Below are 16,199 nucleotides of genomic sequence, written 5' to 3' on the forward strand. Positions count from 1 at the left end.
CGCTTTTCCGGCGCAAGCGTCGAAACTGTCGCGATGCCCGCCGCCGATCCCCACCTGCACCGCGACATCCTGCATTCGGCGCTGGTCTCCGCGCTCGTCGCGGTGCTGACCCTCGGCGGGCTCTACCTCGCCTTCCTCTGGCGCACCTGGCGCACCGCCCGCCTCGCACCGACCGACGTCGAGCACGAGGTGGTGCTGGTGTTCGGCAAGCGCCTGGTCGACGGCCTGCCCGACGCCGACTTCCGTGCGCGCCTGGAGCGCGCGCACGTGCTGGCGACCGCCCGCCCCGGCCGCATCCTGATGCTCATGGGCGGTGGCGCGCCCGGCGCCAACGAGGCCGAGGCGGCGCGCGAGGCGCTGGCGCTGATGGGGCTGCCGGCCGATGTCCCGGTGCTGCTCGAGGCGGCCTCGCTCGACACCCTGCAGAACCTGCGCAACGCCCGCGCCCTGCTCGCCGCCCAGGGCCTGGCACGGGCGCGCGTGGCCCTGGTGTCGAGCCGTTACCACCTCGCACGCTGCGCCGCGTTCGCGCGATCCCTGGGCGTGCACGGCGATCCCGTCGCCGCGACGGCCGAGATGGCCCGCGGCTGGCGGAGCTGGCGCCGCCTGGCGGGCGAAGCCGGCTACCTCTGCTGGTTCGAGGTCGGCAGCGCCTGGGCGCGCCTGATCGGGCACCGCCGCATGCTCGCGCGGGTGACCTGAGGCCCGCGCCGCGGCTAGTCCGCGGCGCGCTCCAGCGCCGCCGCCAGCGCCGCGCGCGGCAGCTTGCCGGTCTCGTTGCGCGGCAGCGCGTCGACGCAGCGCAGCGGCCGCGGCAGGAACACCGGATCCACGACCTGACGCAGCCGCTCCAGGATCTGGGCGGGCGCCAGCCCCGGCGCGACCGCGAGCGCCACGATCGGCCGCACCCCGCGCACGTCGCAGTGCTCGCGCTGGAACACGATGCCGTCGACCACCCCCGGGATCGCCAGCAGGCGCCGGGTGAGTTCGCCGAGCGAGGCGCGCTTGCCGGCGATCTCCAGCAGGTCGGCGCTGCGCCCGTGCAGGCGGAAGCGGCGGTCGGGCAGGAGCTCGACGATGTCCTGCAGCGCGGTCGGCGCCGCCAGCCAGGGGGCGTCGACCACGCTTCCGTCCGGCTGCGGATGCAGGTCCACGCCGGCGCGCAGGGTCCAGTCCGCTTCGACGGCGGTGCGGCGGTGGGCGAACACGCAGGTCTCGGTGGAGCCGAACACCTCCAGCACCGGTGCCCCCCAGGCCGCCTCGACCGCGGCGGCCAGCTCCCGCGACAGCGGCGCGGTGGCCGAGACGACGGCCTGCAGCCCGCGCAGCGGCACGCCGCCGGCGAGCAGGTTGCGCAGGTGCACCGGGGTCGACACCAGCACCCGCGGCCCGCGGCAATGCTCGAGCGCGGCGGCGACGTCGGCGGGGAAGAACGGCCGCCCGGTGTGGATCGCGAACGGCCCGAGCAGGGGCAGCAGCACCGAGGTCTCGATGCCGTACATGTGCTGCGACGGCACCGTCGCCACGATCTCCGCCAGCGCGCCGGTGGGCAGGTGCGCCGCGAGCAGCGCCGCATTGCCGCGATCGCTGCGCCGCAGCGCGCCCCAGGTCTTGGCATGCGCCTTCGGCTGGCCGGTGCTGCCCGAGGTGAAGCCGATCAGGACCACCCGGTCGGCGGGAAGCTCCGGAATCGCCGTCTCCGGGACTTCCGCGCAGGGCTGCGCCAGGTCGACCCGGAGCAGGCGGGTGCCCGGGGGTGGTGCCCGGGTGCAGGCGTCGCCGAGGCAGTAGGCGTCGCCGTACTGCGCGAGCAGGTCGGCGACCACCTCGGGCGCGCGCGACGACGGCAGCAGGCTCACCTGCCCGCGCAGCAGCGCCGCGCACAGGCCGACGAGGAAGGCGTAACGCTCCTCGCACAGGTTCAGGACGTGACCCGCCTCCGGCAGCGTCGCCGCGACCGCGCGCACCCGCGCCAGGAACTCGCCGGCGCTGACCCGCCGCCCGGCGTCGAACGCGAACACCCGGTCCGTCGTTCCCCACAGCAGCGGCAGTCGCTCGACGACGCCGGTTTCCGCGTTGACCACTGCCGACATCGGCATTCCCCTCGCAACTCAGGACGCGCCGCCGCACCCCGTGCCGGCCCGCCCGACCAAGCCGCATAGACTCGCCCAAAGCCGCACGCGGGGACAAGCCGCAGCCGCGGCCGGCGTGCTAGAGGTCGCGGAGGATCCACTGCCGCGCGTCGGGATCCGCCCGTTCCTCGAGCGCGGCCGCCGCGACCTCGGCCGGAGTGGCGCCGGCGCTCCAGGCCGCGCCGATGGCCGCCAGCCGCTGGCGGGTCACCCGCGTGAAGCCGCCCTCCAGCTCGTCGCGTGCGTCGGCGGCGAGCTTCTGCGGATACAGCACGCGCACCTCGTCACTCCTGTTGAGCAGGCCGACGAGCCGGCCCAGCGCCGTGCGCAGGCCGTCGGCGCTGAGTTCCTGTCGCTGGGTGCGCTGCAGGTGCCAGACCGCGAGGTATTCCACCGGCCCCAGCGAGCGCCGCGGGGCCGCGCCGAAGAAACCGCCGGAGAAGGCGCTGGCCGCCAGCGGGCCCTTGCTCTCCGGCAGGCGGGTGGCGCCCCAGGAGCTGAGTGCGCCGCCCGGCAGGTCCATGCGCCGCAGCGCGGTCGCGAACGTCTCGGCGACCAGCCGCTGCGCTTCGGCGTCCTCGCTCTCGGCGACGACGTTGAGGATGCGCAGGAACAGGGGATAGCCGTCCTCGCCGAGCCGCCGGGCGAAGCGCTTGAGCACGGTGAGCCGGTACTCGCGGTCGTCGTGCGCCGCCAGCGCCGCGAGCAGCCGCGCGGCGGACTCGCGCAGCGCCGCCGGCGCCGGGGGAGGCGTCATCGCGATGGCCACGGCCGACACTGCGCTCAGGCGAGGGCGCGGACGATGGCGTCCACGGCACGGTCGGCGGCGTCGGTCAGCGGCAGTGCCGCCAGTTCCGCCGCGAATCCGGCCTGCGCCGCGAAGGTGCGCGGCTGGCCGGCGTCCCACGCCGGCGCCATGAGCGCGTCCTCGCCGGCGTCGCGCGCCGGCGCCGCGGGCGCGGCCGTCCCGCGCAGCGCATCGAGCTCCGCGACCTGCTGGAGCGCGGCCTCGTCGCGGCGCTGCAGCGCATCCAGGCCGAGCGATCCGGCGTACGGATCCAGGCTGGCGCGGTCGAGGCGGGGGTCGGTGATGCTCATGGTGCGTGCGGGAATCTCTCTGGGGCTGCAGTCGCGGCCGCCGCCGGGTGGCGGGGCACGCTGCGCAATCTACGCCCCGGCAGGGCGCGGTCCCACCTCGGGACGGCCCTAGGGTCCGCACGTCGGTTCAGGCGCCGGACGCGCATGTTAGCCTCGCGTCGACCTCTGCGACGGCACCGCGGCGATGGCGGACAAGGACCAGGGCGCGGACCGCACCGAGCCGCCGACCCAGAAGAAGATCCGGGACGCGCGCAAGGAAGGCAACGTCGCCAAGAGCCGCGAGCTCACCAGCACGGTGCTCGTGCTCGCCTGGCTGGTGGCGGCCTGGCTGATGCTGGACATGATGAACGCGAGGCTGCAGTTCCTGTTCGAGCAGAGCCTGGCCTTCATCAACCGGCCCTTCGAAGAGGCGTTGCGCGACCTGGCCTTCAGCGCCTTCGACACCCTGATCTGGCTGAGCGTGCCGCTGCTGGCGATGGCGGTGCTGCTGGGCCTGCTGGTCGAGTTCCTGCAGGTCGGCCCGCTGCTGGCCTTCAGGAAGCTCAAGCCCGACGTCGGCAAGCTCAATCCGGTCGCCGGCATCAAGAAGATGTTCTCGATGGACAACCTCGTCGAGCTGGCGAAGTCCATCTTCAAGAGCGTGGCCCTGATCGGCATCGGCGTGATCGTGCTGCTGCGCATGCTCGACGACCTGATCCTGCTGCCCGAGGCGCCTCCGGCGAGCATGGGCGCGGCGATCTGGCACGGCCTGGTGCGCATCGGCGTGTGGACGGTGTTCGTGTTCTTCTTCGTCTCCGCGCTCGATGCCGCCTACCAGAAGTTCTCCTATACCAAGCAGCTGCGCATGAGCCGGCGCGACATCAAGCAGGAGGTGAAGGAGAACGAGGGCGACCCGCACGTCAAGAGCCGGCGCCGCCAGTTGCACGAGGAATGGTCCCAGCAGAACATGCTGCAGGCCGTCCGCGGATCGAGCGTCGTCGTGACCAACCCGACCCACATCGCCGTCGCCCTGCGCTACGAGGACGGCGTCACCGAGCTGCCGATGGTGGTGGCCAAGGGCGAGGACGCGACCGCCGAGCTGATCAAGCGCACCGCCGAGGAGGCCGGCGTGCCGATCATGGAGAACGTGCCGTTGGCGCGCGGGCTCAACGAGCGCGTCGAGCTCGACGAGTACGTGACCGCCGAGTTCTTCGAGGCCGTGGCCGAGGTCCTGATGTGGGCCGAGACGGTGCGCCGCGGGCCGGAATGACGACGCGTCCTCAGCGGCTGCCGAAGGTGCGGTCGAGCAGGTCCAGCAGGCCGCGCTCCACGCCGATGCGGTCGAGCACGAACTCCACCAGCACGCCCAGCATCAGCAGGATGATCCAGGTCGAGATCCAGGCCTTGATCGGCAGCGTCAGCGCGAACACGTTGAGCTGGGGCGCGTAGCGGTTGACCAGGCCGAGCGAGAGGTCGACCAGCGCCATCAGCACCAGCGCCGGCGCCGCGATCACCAGGAAGGCGGTGGCGAAGTAGCTGAAGTGACCGACGAAGGTGTGGATGCCCTGCGGCCGGATGTCGGGGATGAACGAGGTCACCGGCCACAGCGCGTAGCTCGACATGAGGATGTCGAGGAACACCAGGAAGCCGCCGCTGGCCATGAACAGCCATGCCGCGAACTGCGAGAGGAAATCACCGGTGAGCGAGGTCTGGTGGCCCTGGATCGGGTCGAAGATCTGCGCCAGCGTGGCGCCGACCTTGGTGTCGATCACGTTGCCGGCCGCGCCCATCGCCCAGAACACCATGCCGAAGCAGAAGCCGATGGCGATGCCGATGAAGATCTCCTTGACCAGCAGCACCGCGAGCCCGCCGACGCCTACCTCCTGCGCGGGCGCCGCCGCCACGGCGATCGGCAGCACGACGATGGCGAGGCTGACGAAGAAGCTGTTGCGCACCGTCGCCGGCACGGTCTGCTGGGTCAGCAGCGGCAGCATCAGGAAGGCGCCGATGATGCGCGGCGTGGTCAGCGCCAGCGCCAGCAGGATGTCGGCGACGGAGTCGAAGTCCATGCGCCGTCAGCGCCCGACGAGGTTGGGGAAGTCCAGGAACAGCCGGTCGGTGAAGGTGTAGAGCGTGCCGCCGACCAGCGCGGCGGTGACGAACAGGGTGATCACGATCGCGATGAACTTGACCGTATAGGAGAACGTCTGCTCCTGCAGCTGGGTGGCGGCCTGCAGGAAGGCGACGATCAGGCCCACCGCCGAGGCCGCCACGATCGGCGGCGCCGACAGCAGCAGGATCAGCCACAGCGCGTGGCGGGTCAGCTCCAGGACCTCGTTCATGGCCGCCCCCCGCGCGCGCGGCCGTGTCGCTCAGCCCGTGCCATAGGTCAGCACCAGTCCGTGCACCAGCTTGGCCCAGCCGTCCACCAGCACGAACAGCAGCAGCTTGAACGGCAGCGACACGGTCGTCGGCGAAAGCATCATCATGCCCAGCGCGAGCAGGATGTTCGACACGACCATGTCGATGATCAGGAACGGCAGGAAGATCAGGAAGCCGATCTGGAAGGCCGCGGTGAGCTCGCTCACGGTGAAGGCCGGGACGATCACGATGAAGTCGTCCGCGGTCAGCGTGCCGCGCCGCTCCGGCGGCAGCAGCCGCTCGGCGCTGCGCAGGAAGAAGGCGCGCTCGGCGTCGTTCGAGTGGCGGATGAGGAAGGCGCGCAGCGGCTCCTTGCCGGCGTCGACCAGGTCGAGCAGGCGGTCGATCTCGCCCCCACCGCCGGCGTCCGCCGCCTCGTCCTGCCCCGGCGCGCCTGCAGGCGGCGCACCTTCCGCCTGCTGCGCCGTCCGCGCCGATACCGCGTCGTAGGTATCGAGCACCACCGGATACATGACATAGATCGACAGCACGATCGCCAGGCCGTTGATCACCACGTTCGGCGGCACCTGCTGCAGGCCGAGCGCGTTGCGCAGCAGGCTCAGCACGACCACGATCTTGGTGAACGAGGTCACCATCACCGCGACGAAGGGCGCCAGCGCGAGGCTGACGACGGTGACCAGGATGAGCGCGGGCGAGAAGTCAGCGAAGTCCATGCGCCGGCCCGGTCCAGTGCAGCAGGCGCACGCCCAGCGTCTCGCCGACGACCACCAGTTCGCCCTCGGCCACGCGACGGCCGTTGGCGCGGATCGCGACCCGCGCGTTCTCCAGGTGCACCGGCAGGTCGAACACGTAGCCCGGCTGCAGGCCCGCCACCTCGGCGAGCGTCAGTTCGACCTGGCCGAGATCGAAGCCGAGCTGCACCGGCACCGCCGGCGCCGCGTCCTGGCCGCCGGCGGCCGTCGATCCGGCACCGGGTGCCGTGCTGTCGTCCATCGTCCTCTCCCGTCTCGTGTCGTCGATGTGGCGCAGCGCGCGCCAGCCGCTGTCGAGCAGTGCAACCGCCCATTCCGGTCCGCCGCAGGCCGGGACCGCCCTCGCCTCGCGCACCGCGGCAGCGCGGTCGCCCAGCACCACCACGTCGCCCGGGCGCAGGCGCGACCAGTCCGCCGGCGCCAGCGCCGGGCCGCGCAGCTGCAGGCGCACCGGCGCCGGCAGCGCGCGCCAGCGCGCCGTCTCGATCGGCAGCGCCGCGGCATCCACGGCGAGCCGCTCCACCCACGGATCGGGAACGCGGACGAGGCCCGAGCTCTCGCGCGCAGGCCCGCTTCCGGCGACGAAGCCCAACCATGTGCCGGCGCCGTCGAAGGCCTCGGCCGCCCCGATCGCGACCGGCAGGAGCTCGGCGCCGAGCGCCCCCGACAGCAGCTCGACGAGGCCCGCGTGCGCGAGCGACCAGGCCAGCAGGCGGTCGCGGTCGCGGAAGTCGCTCCAGCTCCTGCCCGCGACCTCGTCGGCATGCCCGTCGCGCAGGACGCGCAGCAGCAGCGTGGTCGTCCCGGCCTGCAGCTCGACCGTTTCCCATGGGGCCGAAAGACCGAGCGGCGGCCCGAACTGCAGCGTGCCCGCGCCGTCGGCATCCCGTGCCGCATGCCGGCGCGGCGCCGAGAACAGCGCGCGCAGGGCCGCGGCCTGCGCCGGCGCCAGCCGCGGCAGGCGGTCCACCGCCGCGGCCAGGGTCAGCACGTCCGCATCGCTGCGACCCGACGCATGCATCGCCTCATCCATGGCCGAGCGCCACCTTCATGAGTTCCGGCAGCGAGCGCACGCCGAGCTTGCCCATCATGTTGGCGCGGTGCAGCTCGACGGTCTTGATGCTGATGCCGAGCACGTCGGCGATGACCTTGTTGGGCTTGCTCGCCACCACGAGGTCGAGCACCTGGCGCTCGCGCGGACTGAGCTTCTCCAGCCTGGCGCACTGGCCTCCGGCGCGCGCCGAGGCGAGCGCGGTGCGCACCGCCTGCAGCAGTGCCTCGTCGCCGAACGGCTTCTCGAGGAAGTTGGACGCGCCCTTGCGCATCGCCTCCACCGCCAGCGGCACGTCGCCGTGCGCGGTGACGAACACGACGGGCAGCGTGCTGCCGCGGCGGCGCAGTTCGTCCTGCAGCTGCAGGCCGCTCATCTCCGGCATGCGGATGTCGCTGACTAGGCAGTCCTGCGCGCCGTGGCGCGTGGACGCGTAACCGGCGAGGAACTCCCGGCCCGAGGCGAAGGCCTCGACGGCGAAGCCCGCGGTCTCCAGAAGCCAGGCGGTGGAATCCCTGAAGGGGGCGTTGTCGTCGACCAGGAAGATCCTTGCGTCGGTCATGCATCAGGCCCGGTTCGCTGCCGAGGGAAGGGTGAAGCCGAACACGCTGCCGCCACCTTCGCGCCCCTCGAAGAACAGCCGACCCTCGTGATACTCGATGATCGAGCGGCAGATCGACAAGCCGATGCCGAGGCCGTCGCTCTTGGTGGTGAAGAACGGCGAGAACAGCTGTTCGCGTTCGGCATCGGAGAATCCGCTGCCGCGGTCGAGCACCAGCACCTCCACCTCGCCGTCGAGATCCACGCGCGCCTGCACCCGCAGCTCGCGCTCGCCGGCCGGGACCTCGCGCATCGCCTCGATCGCGTTCTTGACCAGGTTCAGCAGCACCTGTTCGATCATCACCCGGTCCGCCCACACCGCCGGAAGATCCGGCGCCAGCGCGAGCTCGATGCGCAGCGACAGGCGCTCGGCCTCCAGGCGCAGCAGCTCGATGACGTTGCCGGCGATGTCGGCGACGGTGTGCGCATCGCGCTTCGGCTCGCGCGCACGGACGAACTCACGCACCCGCGCGATCACCGCGCTCGCGTGCTCGGCCTGCAGGCGCGCGGCCACCAGCGCACGCTCGACCTGCGCGGGGCCGCCGGCCTGGCCGACCAGGCGCAGGCTGCCGTTGAGGTAGTTGACGATCGCCGCGAGCGGCTGGTTGAGCTCGTGCGCGAGCGTCGCCGCCATCTCGCCCACCGACATCATCCGCGACGTCGACAGCAGCTTCTCCTGCTGCCGGCGATGCAGCGCGAGCGCCTCGCGCCGTTCGCTGACGTCGATGGCGCTGAGCACGCGCACGCGGCCCTCGGCCACTTCCGCCTCGCCCCAGTGCAGCGCGTACCAGCGCCGCGTGTGCGGCGCGCGCGCCTCGCCCTCCGCGCCCGGCGCCGCGTCCAGTGCGTCGAGCAGGCCCTGTCGCGTGGCGTGGCCACCGAGCCCGCCGAAGGCCTCCTCGAAACGCGCGTTCGCGGCGACGAGGCGTCCGTCCGCCGCCGCATAGGCCGCCTGCGCGAACGGCATCGCCTCCAGCAGCGAAGCCAGCGGCGACGCGGCCGCCTTCCGGCGCCGGGCCTCGCTCACGCGCCGCGATCCGCCGCTGGACGCGTAAGCTCGCCGCGCCGCCCGCCACGGGACGGCGCCACTCCTTCCACCGCAGGACTTCCCGGCATCGCCATGGCCTCCGCACGCATCGTGTCCCCACTCGCCGCCGCGGCCCTCGCCGCGGCACCGTTCGCCTGCCTCGCCGCGTCGACGACGAACGACTCCTCGCTGCTCGGCGAGCTGGTGTCGATCCTGCTTCCGCTGTCGCTGATCATCGCCGCCCTCGTCGCGTTCCTGTTGGTCGCGCGGCGCCGCTTCCGCGTCAGCGGACGCGACACGCCGCTGTCGGTCCTGCAGATCGTCCCGGTCGGCCCGCGCGAACGCGTCGTCGTGCTGGGCACCCGCAGCGGCGGTGCGATCGCGGTGGGCGTGAGTGCGCAACGTGTGAGCTTCATCACAAAACTCGATGCTGCCGATCTTGCTGTTGCGCCCCCGTCCGGCGACGAGCAATAGCACGCGCGGATCGCACCTGCATGACCACGCAACGGCGCGGGCGCAGGCTGCATGAAGGACGACCCATGGACTTCATCAGGCGATGGCATCGTTCACCGAGATCGATGCGGCGTCATCGTCTTCCGTCGTTGTGAAGGCAGTGGCAACACGGTTTGTTCCAGTGCTAGCCTCGATCGCTCAGGGGGATCGTTGTCCGACGTGCATGCACTACGGCATGCACGAACACACGCATGAGGTCATGCATGTTCGGCATCATCCAGACGCGTCATCTCCGCTGCATCGATTCCTGCCTCGCGGACCATCGTCCGCGCCGCGCTCCGGCGTATCGCCTCACCACGCGCACTGCGATTTCGGCACCGGCGTCCGCGCGCTCGCCCGGCTGACGCAGCATGCATCCGCTTCTCGGTCCACTCGCCGCTTCGGCCGGCGGGATCAGGCGTCCCGGCAGCTATAGCGACATCGTGCTGGCATTCGGCGCGGTCACGATCATCACGCTGATGATCCTGCCGCTGCCGCTGGCGGTGATCGACACCCTCGTCGCGATCAACATCGCCATCGGCTTCGGCCTGCTCCTGCTGGCGATCTACATCCCCACGCCGGTCGCGTTCTCGAGCTTCCCCAGCGTGCTGCTGCTGACCACGCTGTTCCGGCTCTCGCTGTCGATCGCGATCACGCGCCTGATCCTGGTCGACGCCGACGCCGGCCACATCATCGACACCTTCGGCAACCTCGTCGCCGGCGGCAATCTCGTGGTCGGCCTGGTGGTGTTCCTGATCATCACGGTGGTGCAGTTCATCGTGGTCGCCAAGGGTGCCGAGCGCGTCGCCGAGGTCGCGGCCCGCTTCACCCTCGATGCGATGCCGGGCAAGCAGCTTTCGATCGATTCCGACCTGCGCTCGGGCCTGATCGACAAGGACGAGGCCAAGCGCCGGCGCCGCCTGCTCGAGGTCGAGAGCCAGCTGCACGGCAGCCTCGACGGCGCGATGAAGTTCGTGAAGGGCGACGCGATCGCGGGCATCGTCATCATCATCATCAACCTGCTCGGCGGCCTGGCGGTCGGCACGCTCCAGCACGACATGGACCTGGGCACCGCGGTCCAGACCTACAGCATCCTCACCATCGGCGACGGCCTGGTGTCGCAGATCCCGGCGATCCTCGCCGCGATCTCCGCGGGCCTGGTGGTGACCCGCACCGCCGGCATCGAGGACGACCGCCACCTCGGCGAGGCGATCTCGCGCCAGGTCTCCGGCGAGCCGCGCGTGCTGCTGATCACCGGCGCGCTGGCGCTGCTCATGGTCCTGGTGCCGGGCTTTCCGAAGGCGGTGTTCGCGGTCATCGGCCTCGCGCTGCTGGGCGTGTCCGCCTACCGCTACCGGCACCGCGTGCCCACGCTGCGCCGCCTGTTCCGGGTGCCGGCCAACGAGCAGGCGCCCGAGGACGCCAAGGCCGCGGCCGCGCAGGCCGACGACCTGGCCCCGCCGCCGCCGCTGCTGCTCGAACTGGCACCGGCGCTCGCCGCCGAGCTGGGCGAGGATGCGGTGCGCGAGGCGATGCAGGAGACCGCGCAGTCGCTGCGCGACGAGTTCGGGGTGCCGGTGCCGCGCCCGGTGGTGCGCAGCGACGGCCGCCTCGGGGCCGACGGCTATCGCCTCAGTGCGTTCGGCGCACGCATCGGCTCGGGGCGGCTGCGCACCGATGCGCGGTTCCAGCCCGGCGCCGAGCCGGCCGACGCGGCGGTGCCGGCGTTCTTCCCCACGTTCGCCGGCGCCTGGACCAGCGACGCCGGCGACGGCGCGCTCGCGCCGCTGCAGGCGCTCGTCGCGCACGCGCGCATCGCGCTGCGCCGGCGCATGGGCGGTTTCATCGGCATCCAGGAGACGGCCAACCTGTTCGGCCGCATGTCCCGCGACTACGCCGACCTGGTCAAGGAGATGCTGCGCGTGGTCGCACCGCAGCGCGTGGCCGACGTGCTGCGGCGCCTGTCCGAGGAGGGCGTGCCGATCCGCAACCTGCGCGACGTGTTCGAGGCGATCACCGAGGTCGGCGGGCGCGAGAAGGACGTGGTGATGCTGACCGAGTACGTCCGCGTCGCGCTCAAGCGCGAGATCGCCGAACGCTACGCGGACGAGGAGCGCACGCTGCACGTGGTGCTGATCCATCCCGAGCTCGAGGACCGCCTGCGCCAGTCGGTGCGCGTGGCCGGCGGCGCCACCCAGCTCGCGATCTCGCCCGAACTCGCCGCACGCCTCGGCGCCGAGCTGCGCGCGCAGCTCGCGCGCAGCGCCGGCGCTGCGCCGGCGCTGCTGTGCTCGCTCGACGTGCGCCGACACCTGCGCAAGCTGATCGAGATCGACTTCTTCGACGTCCCGGTCCTGTCCTACCAGGAGCTGGCGCCCGACCTGCGCATCGTGCAGGCCGGCCAGATCAACGCCTGAGGCCGTCGATGCATCGCCTACCGCCACCCGAGAGACGAGAACGAATGACACCAGGGACGCAGGGGACGTCACGCACCTGGGCCGCCACGTGCGGCCTCATCGCGCTCATCGCCGCGCTGTACGCGGCAGGCACCGGCGCGCACGCCGCGCCGCTGCCGCTGCAGGGCCAGCCGATCGAGGAGAACCTCAACGCCGAGCCGCTGCCCGACTTCCTGAGCCGGTTCTTCTCCGACCAGGGGCTCACCGTGGTGCTCAGCGAGGCGGTGCGCAACGACCGCCGCACCCTCAACGGCCCGCGCTCCGGCACGCCGGCGCAGGTGTTCCGCAGCATCGCCAACTCCAACGGCCTGCTCGCCTACTACGACGGCATGGCCGTCTACGTGTACCTGGCCAACGAGCGCATCAGCCGCGACTTCTCGATGACGCCCGACAACGTCGGCCGGTTCATGCGCGCCTTCTACGAGTTCAAGCTCGGCGACGACCAGAACAACTTCAATGCCTCGCCCGACACCGGCATCGTCATGGTCTCCGGCGCGCGTCGCTTCGTGCAGCAGGCCGAGGCGCTGGCCAACAGCCTCGGCATCATGAGCGCGACCACGCCCGCGGCGTTCAAGTACCTGCCGCTGAAGTACGCCTGGGCGTCCGACACCAGCATGACCGTCGGCAATCGCCAGGTCGTGGTGCCGGGCGTGGCCTCGATCCTGCGACAGCTCATGGGCCTGCCGGCGGTCGGCGGCGCGGCCGGCGCCGGCCGCATCGAGCAGCTGCAGCGCCCGACCCGCGAGGGTCTGCGCGGCCAGGGCCTGGCGTCGCAGGGTCCGCAGCAGCCGGGCGTGGACGCGATGTCGGTCCCGCCGGGCTGGCGGGTCGAGGACGAGGTGGCCTACGAACAGTCGATGGGCGACAGCGAGACGCTGTCCTTCGGCAGCGCTCCGCCCCTGGCCGGCGCCGGCGGGCCGCAGGTGGTGGCCGACGCCGCGCGAAATGCGGTGATCGTGCGCGACCACCCCGACCGCCTCGCGCTCTACGAGGAGCTGGTGCGCTCGCTCGACACCGAGCCTAAGCTGGTCGAGATCGAAGCCACCATCATCGACGTCAACAAGGGCAAGCTGCGCGACCTCGGCATCAACTGGCGCTGGAGCAACGGCCGCAACTCGCTCCAGTTCGGTCGCGAGAACCAGTTCGAGTCGACCCGCGAGGACTTCCTGGACGCGCTGCTGGGCGGGCTCGGCATCGACGGCCTGCGCAACCTGCCAGGGCTCACCGCCGGCGGCATCATCGGCGACTCCGACAACTTCCTCTACCGCATCAACCTGCTCGAGCAGGAGGACGTCGCGCGGGTGGTGTCGCGGCCGCAGGTGGCCACGCTCAACGACGTCGAGGCGGTGATCGAGAACACGCAGACGTTCTACGTCCCGGTCGGCGGCGCCTACGAGGTCGACCTGTTCAACGTGGTGGCGGGCACCACGCTGCGGGTCACGCCGCACGTGATCGATGAGGACGGCCGCCGCCGCATCCGCATGGTGATCGCCGCGGAGGACGGCGGGCTGGTGTTCCGCTCCGAGAGCAGCCAGGCCGACCAGATTCCCCTGGTCACGCGCAGCTCGGTCAACACCCACGCGCTGATCAACGAGGGCGAGAGCGTTCTGCTCGGCGGTCTGGTGCGCAACGCCGACATCAGGAACGTCGAGCGCGTGCCGGTGCTGGGCAGCATTCCCTTCCTCGGCGCGCTGTTCCGCCGCACCAACCGCGAGATGGAGCGCACCGAGCGCCTGTTCCTGATCACCCCGCGCCTGGTCGCGCAGAACCACATCACCGGCCAGCGCACGCCGAGTTCGCCCAACACCACGCCCGAATACCTCGAGTGGCAGGACGAGCAGATCGAGGACGCGCACAAGCGGCTGCCGCGCAGCCAGCGCAAGGGCACCCCGACCATGCCTCCGGTTCCGGTGGCCGGGCCCGCGCCGGCACCGTCGCCTCCTGCGCCGGCACGCCCGGAGGACGACGCCCGCACCGTCGCGCGCTACAGCGAGGCGACGCTCGACCTGGTCCGCCTCGAACACAGTCTCACCGCCCCACCCGATCCGGGTGGTCCTTCCACCTGACCGTCGTTTCCAGACCTCTGACCCCCCGCGGAGCGCTGAAATGAACCACGACACCCTTCCCTGTTCCACCGCCTCGCCGGCCGCCGGCGGCGCCGCGCCGGACCACATCGAGCTGCGCATCGTCGGCGGCGTGCATTGCGGCGCCGTCCGCACCTGCCGGGACCGCGACGTGATCCTCGTCGGCAGCGGCGACGACTGCGACCTGGTCCTCGCCGACGCCGGCGTCGCCGCCCACCATGCGCTGATCACCCTGCTGGGCCGCGGCCTCTACGTGCGCGCCGTCGACGCCAGCGTCCGCCTCGGCGACGCCGTGCTGGCGCCGGGCGACCCGGCCGAACTCGCCGCGTTCGCGCCCCTGGTGCTGGGCGACGCCACGCTGATGCTCGGCCCCGGCGGCGACCCGCGCTGGCGCACCCGCGCCGAGGACGCGTCCGCGTCCGCGCCGGCCGGACGTCCGGTGCAGCCGGTCGCGGCGCGTCGCGCCTTCCGCCGGCTGCACGCGGTCGCCGCGGTGGCGGTCCTGTCGCTCGCGTCGGTCGGCCTCTACGCGGCGGTCGGCGAACCCGCGGCCGAGGGCCAGCCGGATCGCCACGTCCAGGTCGCCCAAGTCGTGCAGCAGATGGGCTTCGGCGACGTGCGGGCCGTGCAGCGGGGCGACGGCACCGTCGTCGTCTCCGGGACCGTTCCCGATCCCGATGCGCGCGACACGCTGCAGAAGCGGCTGCGCCATGCCGGCATCGACGCCGACATGAGCGCGGTGCTCACCGGCACCCACATCGCCGACAACGTCAAGGAGATGCTGCGCCTGTACGGCGGCCTCGCCGCGCAGACGCGCTATCTCGGCGACGGCCGCGTCGCCGTCTCCGGCGACTTCAGCGAGCAGGACATGGCGCGGACCCTGGCGCATCCCGACATCGAGACCATCGTCGGCTTCACCGCGGCGGTGCCCGAGGGCCTGCGCCAGGCGAGCGAGGCACCCGCCCAGGCGGCGCCCTCGGTGCAGATCGTCTCGGTGGTGCGCGGCGACGATCCCTACCTGATCGCCTCCGACAGCTCGCGCTACTACCAGGGCAGCACCCTGCCGGACGGCTCGCATCTCGATTCCATCGGCCAGGACATCTGGGTGATCCGCGACGGGCGCCTGCAGCGGTTGGCGCTCGCCGGCAGCAATGCGGCACGCGCATCCCGCACCCTGGCCGGTGCCGCCTCCGGCGGCGTCGCCGGCGCGCGCTGACCGTCTCGCGCCACCGACACAGGACGCAGTACCTCCGAACCCGTTGTACCCCCCCGACGACCGCAGAGGAGATCCACCATGAGCACGTTCACCGGAATCGGCATGACCATGGGCGCCGACGCCAGCACCACTCCGACCTTCCAGGGCGCCTCCACCGGCCCGCGCGTGGTCACCAACGACGACGCGCGCAGCTGGTACGAGGCCATGTCCAAGGCCTGGGGCCAGGCGCTGGACACCCAGGCGACCCGCATCACCGACCTCTCGGCAAAGGTCAGCGAGGGCGGCGACCAGCCCTCCAACATGGTCGAGCTCACCGCGCAGAGCCTGAAGATGCAGTTCATGTCGAACAACGCCGCCACCGCGCAGAACAGCGTCGGCCAGGCGCTGGAGACGCTGGGCAAGCGCCAGTGACGATGCCGGGGCGGCGCTCCGCGCCCGCCCGGCGACCTTCTTCCGCAAGGAGAACGACATGATCGAAGCCATCGCACAGGTGGGCGTCGAGCAGGCGGCGGCCACGGCCGCGGCCGGATCGACCGCGGCCGGCGCCGGGGCTGCCCAGGGGCCGGCCAACGCCTACGACGTCGCCCACTTCCGCAGCCTCTACGCGCAGTCGCAGGCCGAGGCGCAGCCCGCCTCCGCCGTCGGCGGACTGCCGGAGGGCGTACAGGTCGCGGCCACCACCGCGAGCGAACCGTCCGCCGGCATGCGCCAGGCGCTGTCCTTCTTCGAGTCGCTCAACGGCCGCGCCAGCGATGTCGGCCTGCGCTCGGAGGAGATCATGGCCAGGCAGGGCGACTACTCGCCGAGCGACCTGCTCGACCTGACCATGCGCGCGCAGCACTTCATGTTCCAGGCGACGCTGACCTCCAACGTCGCCAACCGCACGTCCGACGGCGTGCAGCAGCTGTTCCGCCAGCAGGGCTGATGGAG

At 72.0% G+C, this 16,199-nt stretch carries 17 protein-coding genes; 8 read left to right on the forward strand and 9 right to left on the reverse strand.

What is annotated here, in order from left to right:
- Positions 1 to 33: 33 nt before the first annotated feature.
- Positions 34 to 702: a YdcF family protein gene (locus tag KB893_RS16580; RefSeq protein ID WP_211926445.1), complete on the forward strand. Its 669-nt coding sequence runs from the start codon at positions 34 to 36 to the stop codon at positions 700 to 702.
- A gap of 14 nt (positions 703 to 716) precedes the next feature.
- On the opposite strand, the gene KB893_RS16585 is transcribed toward KB893_RS16580, so the two are convergent.
- The 3 genes from KB893_RS16585 to KB893_RS16595 form a co-directional block, all read right to left on the reverse strand.
- Positions 717 to 2,093, reverse strand: a complete 1,377-nt coding sequence (locus KB893_RS16585; protein WP_211926459.1) for an AMP-binding protein — start codon at positions 2,091 to 2,093, stop codon at positions 717 to 719.
- A gap of 118 nt (positions 2,094 to 2,211) precedes the next feature.
- The gene (locus tag KB893_RS16590; RefSeq protein ID WP_211926444.1) at positions 2,212 to 2,889 is read right to left on the reverse strand and encodes a hypothetical protein; all 678 of its coding nucleotides are present in this window, start codon (positions 2,887 to 2,889) and stop codon (positions 2,212 to 2,214) included.
- Between the two features lie 26 nt (positions 2,890 to 2,915).
- The gene (locus KB893_RS16595; RefSeq protein ID WP_211926443.1) at positions 2,916 to 3,230 is read right to left on the reverse strand and encodes a hypothetical protein; all 315 of its coding nucleotides are present in this window, start codon (positions 3,228 to 3,230) and stop codon (positions 2,916 to 2,918) included.
- Positions 3,231 to 3,414: 184 nt separating this feature from the next.
- On the opposite strand from KB893_RS16595, the gene sctU reads away from it, so the two are divergent.
- Positions 3,415 to 4,479: a type III secretion system export apparatus subunit SctU gene (sctU, locus tag KB893_RS16600; protein ID WP_213173904.1), complete on the forward strand. Its 1,065-nt coding sequence runs from the start codon at positions 3,415 to 3,417 to the stop codon at positions 4,477 to 4,479.
- Between the two features lie 10 nt (positions 4,480 to 4,489).
- Here sctU and sctT read toward each other — a convergent pair whose 3' ends face one another.
- Genes sctT through KB893_RS18755 form a run of 6 tightly spaced genes read right to left on the reverse strand, consistent with a single transcriptional unit; the run spans position 4,490 to position 9,021 of the window.
- The gene (gene sctT, locus KB893_RS16605) at positions 4,490 to 5,278 is read right to left on the reverse strand and encodes a type III secretion system export apparatus subunit SctT (protein ID WP_213173905.1); all 789 of its coding nucleotides are present in this window, start codon (positions 5,276 to 5,278) and stop codon (positions 4,490 to 4,492) included.
- A 6-nt stretch (positions 5,279 to 5,284) separates the two neighbouring features.
- Positions 5,285 to 5,551, reverse strand: coding sequence for a type III secretion system export apparatus subunit SctS (sctS, locus tag KB893_RS16610; protein ID WP_211928008.1), 267 nt, complete (start codon positions 5,549 to 5,551; stop codon positions 5,285 to 5,287).
- Positions 5,552 to 5,581: 30 nt separating this feature from the next.
- The gene (locus tag KB893_RS16615; RefSeq protein ID WP_211928007.1) at positions 5,582 to 6,304 is read right to left on the reverse strand and encodes an EscR/YscR/HrcR family type III secretion system export apparatus protein; all 723 of its coding nucleotides are present in this window, start codon (positions 6,302 to 6,304) and stop codon (positions 5,582 to 5,584) included.
- Positions 6,291 to 7,364 (reverse strand): type III secretion system cytoplasmic ring protein SctQ, encoded by a 1,074-nt coding sequence (gene sctQ / locus KB893_RS16620; RefSeq protein ID WP_213173906.1) that lies wholly within the window; start codon positions 7,362 to 7,364, stop codon positions 6,291 to 6,293. The genes KB893_RS16615 and sctQ overlap by 14 nt, the downstream gene beginning before the upstream one ends.
- A gap of 4 nt (positions 7,365 to 7,368) precedes the next feature.
- Positions 7,369 to 7,956, reverse strand: a complete 588-nt coding sequence (locus tag KB893_RS16625) for a response regulator transcription factor (protein ID WP_213173907.1) — start codon at positions 7,954 to 7,956, stop codon at positions 7,369 to 7,371.
- Between the two features lie 3 nt (positions 7,957 to 7,959).
- Positions 7,960 to 9,021: a sensor histidine kinase gene (locus KB893_RS18755; RefSeq protein ID WP_213173908.1), complete on the reverse strand. Its 1,062-nt coding sequence runs from the start codon at positions 9,019 to 9,021 to the stop codon at positions 7,960 to 7,962.
- Positions 9,022 to 9,114: 93 nt separating this feature from the next.
- On the opposite strand from KB893_RS18755, the gene KB893_RS16635 reads away from it, so the two are divergent.
- From KB893_RS16635 to KB893_RS16660, 6 genes are all read left to right on the forward strand, one after another.
- Complete coding sequence (locus KB893_RS16635) at positions 9,115 to 9,495, forward strand: flagellar biosynthetic protein FliO (RefSeq protein ID WP_213173909.1); 381 nt, start codon at positions 9,115 to 9,117, stop codon at positions 9,493 to 9,495.
- Between the two features lie 389 nt (positions 9,496 to 9,884).
- On the forward strand, positions 9,885 to 11,930 hold the full coding sequence (sctV, locus tag KB893_RS16640; protein WP_213173910.1) for a type III secretion system export apparatus subunit SctV: 2,046 nt from the start codon (positions 9,885 to 9,887) through the stop codon (positions 11,928 to 11,930).
- Between the two features lie 44 nt (positions 11,931 to 11,974).
- Complete coding sequence (gene sctC / locus KB893_RS16645) at positions 11,975 to 14,035, forward strand: type III secretion system outer membrane ring subunit SctC (protein ID WP_213173911.1); 2,061 nt, start codon at positions 11,975 to 11,977, stop codon at positions 14,033 to 14,035.
- 40 nt (positions 14,036 to 14,075) lie between these two features.
- A complete protein-coding gene (locus tag KB893_RS16650; RefSeq protein ID WP_211926558.1) occupies positions 14,076 to 15,269 on the forward strand; it encodes a SctD/MshK family protein in 1,194 nt (397 codons plus the stop codon).
- A gap of 78 nt (positions 15,270 to 15,347) precedes the next feature.
- The gene (locus KB893_RS16655; RefSeq protein ID WP_211926559.1) at positions 15,348 to 15,680 is read left to right on the forward strand and encodes a hypothetical protein; all 333 of its coding nucleotides are present in this window, start codon (positions 15,348 to 15,350) and stop codon (positions 15,678 to 15,680) included.
- A 58-nt stretch (positions 15,681 to 15,738) separates the two neighbouring features.
- A complete protein-coding gene (locus tag KB893_RS16660; RefSeq protein WP_211926560.1) occupies positions 15,739 to 16,194 on the forward strand; it encodes a hypothetical protein in 456 nt (151 codons plus the stop codon).
- Positions 16,195 to 16,199: the final 5 nt, after the last annotated feature.

It is taken from the genome of Coralloluteibacterium stylophorae, from assembly GCF_018122625.2.
GTDB lineage: Bacteria > Pseudomonadota > Gammaproteobacteria > Xanthomonadales > Xanthomonadaceae > Coralloluteibacterium > Coralloluteibacterium stylophorae.

Coding starts and splice junctions, on each gene's coding strand:
- KB893_RS16580 (WP_211926445.1), top strand. CDS start 34: ATGCCCGCCGCCGATCCCCACCTGCACCGCGACATCCTGCATTCGGCG.
- KB893_RS16585 (WP_211926459.1), bottom strand. CDS start 2,093: ATGTCGGCAGTGGTCAACGCGGAAACCGGCGTCGTCGAGCGACTGCCG.
- KB893_RS16590 (WP_211926444.1), bottom strand. CDS start 2,889: ATGACGCCTCCCCCGGCGCCGGCGGCGCTGCGCGAGTCCGCCGCGCGG.
- KB893_RS16595 (WP_211926443.1), bottom strand. CDS start 3,230: ATGAGCATCACCGACCCCCGCCTCGACCGCGCCAGCCTGGATCCGTAC.
- sctU (WP_213173904.1), top strand. CDS start 3,415: ATGGCGGACAAGGACCAGGGCGCGGACCGCACCGAGCCGCCGACCCAG.
- sctT (WP_213173905.1), bottom strand. CDS start 5,278: ATGGACTTCGACTCCGTCGCCGACATCCTGCTGGCGCTGGCGCTGACC.
- sctS (WP_211928008.1), bottom strand. CDS start 5,551: ATGAACGAGGTCCTGGAGCTGACCCGCCACGCGCTGTGGCTGATCCTG.
- KB893_RS16615 (WP_211928007.1), bottom strand. CDS start 6,304: ATGGACTTCGCTGACTTCTCGCCCGCGCTCATCCTGGTCACCGTCGTC.
- sctQ (WP_213173906.1), bottom strand. CDS start 7,364: ATGCATGCGTCGGGTCGCAGCGATGCGGACGTGCTGACCCTGGCCGCG.
- KB893_RS16625 (WP_213173907.1), bottom strand. CDS start 7,956: ATGACCGACGCAAGGATCTTCCTGGTCGACGACAACGCCCCCTTCAGG.
- KB893_RS16635 (WP_213173909.1), top strand. CDS start 9,115: ATGGCCTCCGCACGCATCGTGTCCCCACTCGCCGCCGCGGCCCTCGCC.
- sctV (WP_213173910.1), top strand. CDS start 9,885: ATGCATCCGCTTCTCGGTCCACTCGCCGCTTCGGCCGGCGGGATCAGG.
- sctC (WP_213173911.1), top strand. CDS start 11,975: ATGACACCAGGGACGCAGGGGACGTCACGCACCTGGGCCGCCACGTGC.
- KB893_RS16650 (WP_211926558.1), top strand. CDS start 14,076: ATGAACCACGACACCCTTCCCTGTTCCACCGCCTCGCCGGCCGCCGGC.
- KB893_RS16655 (WP_211926559.1), top strand. CDS start 15,348: ATGAGCACGTTCACCGGAATCGGCATGACCATGGGCGCCGACGCCAGC.
- KB893_RS16660 (WP_211926560.1), top strand. CDS start 15,739: ATGATCGAAGCCATCGCACAGGTGGGCGTCGAGCAGGCGGCGGCCACG.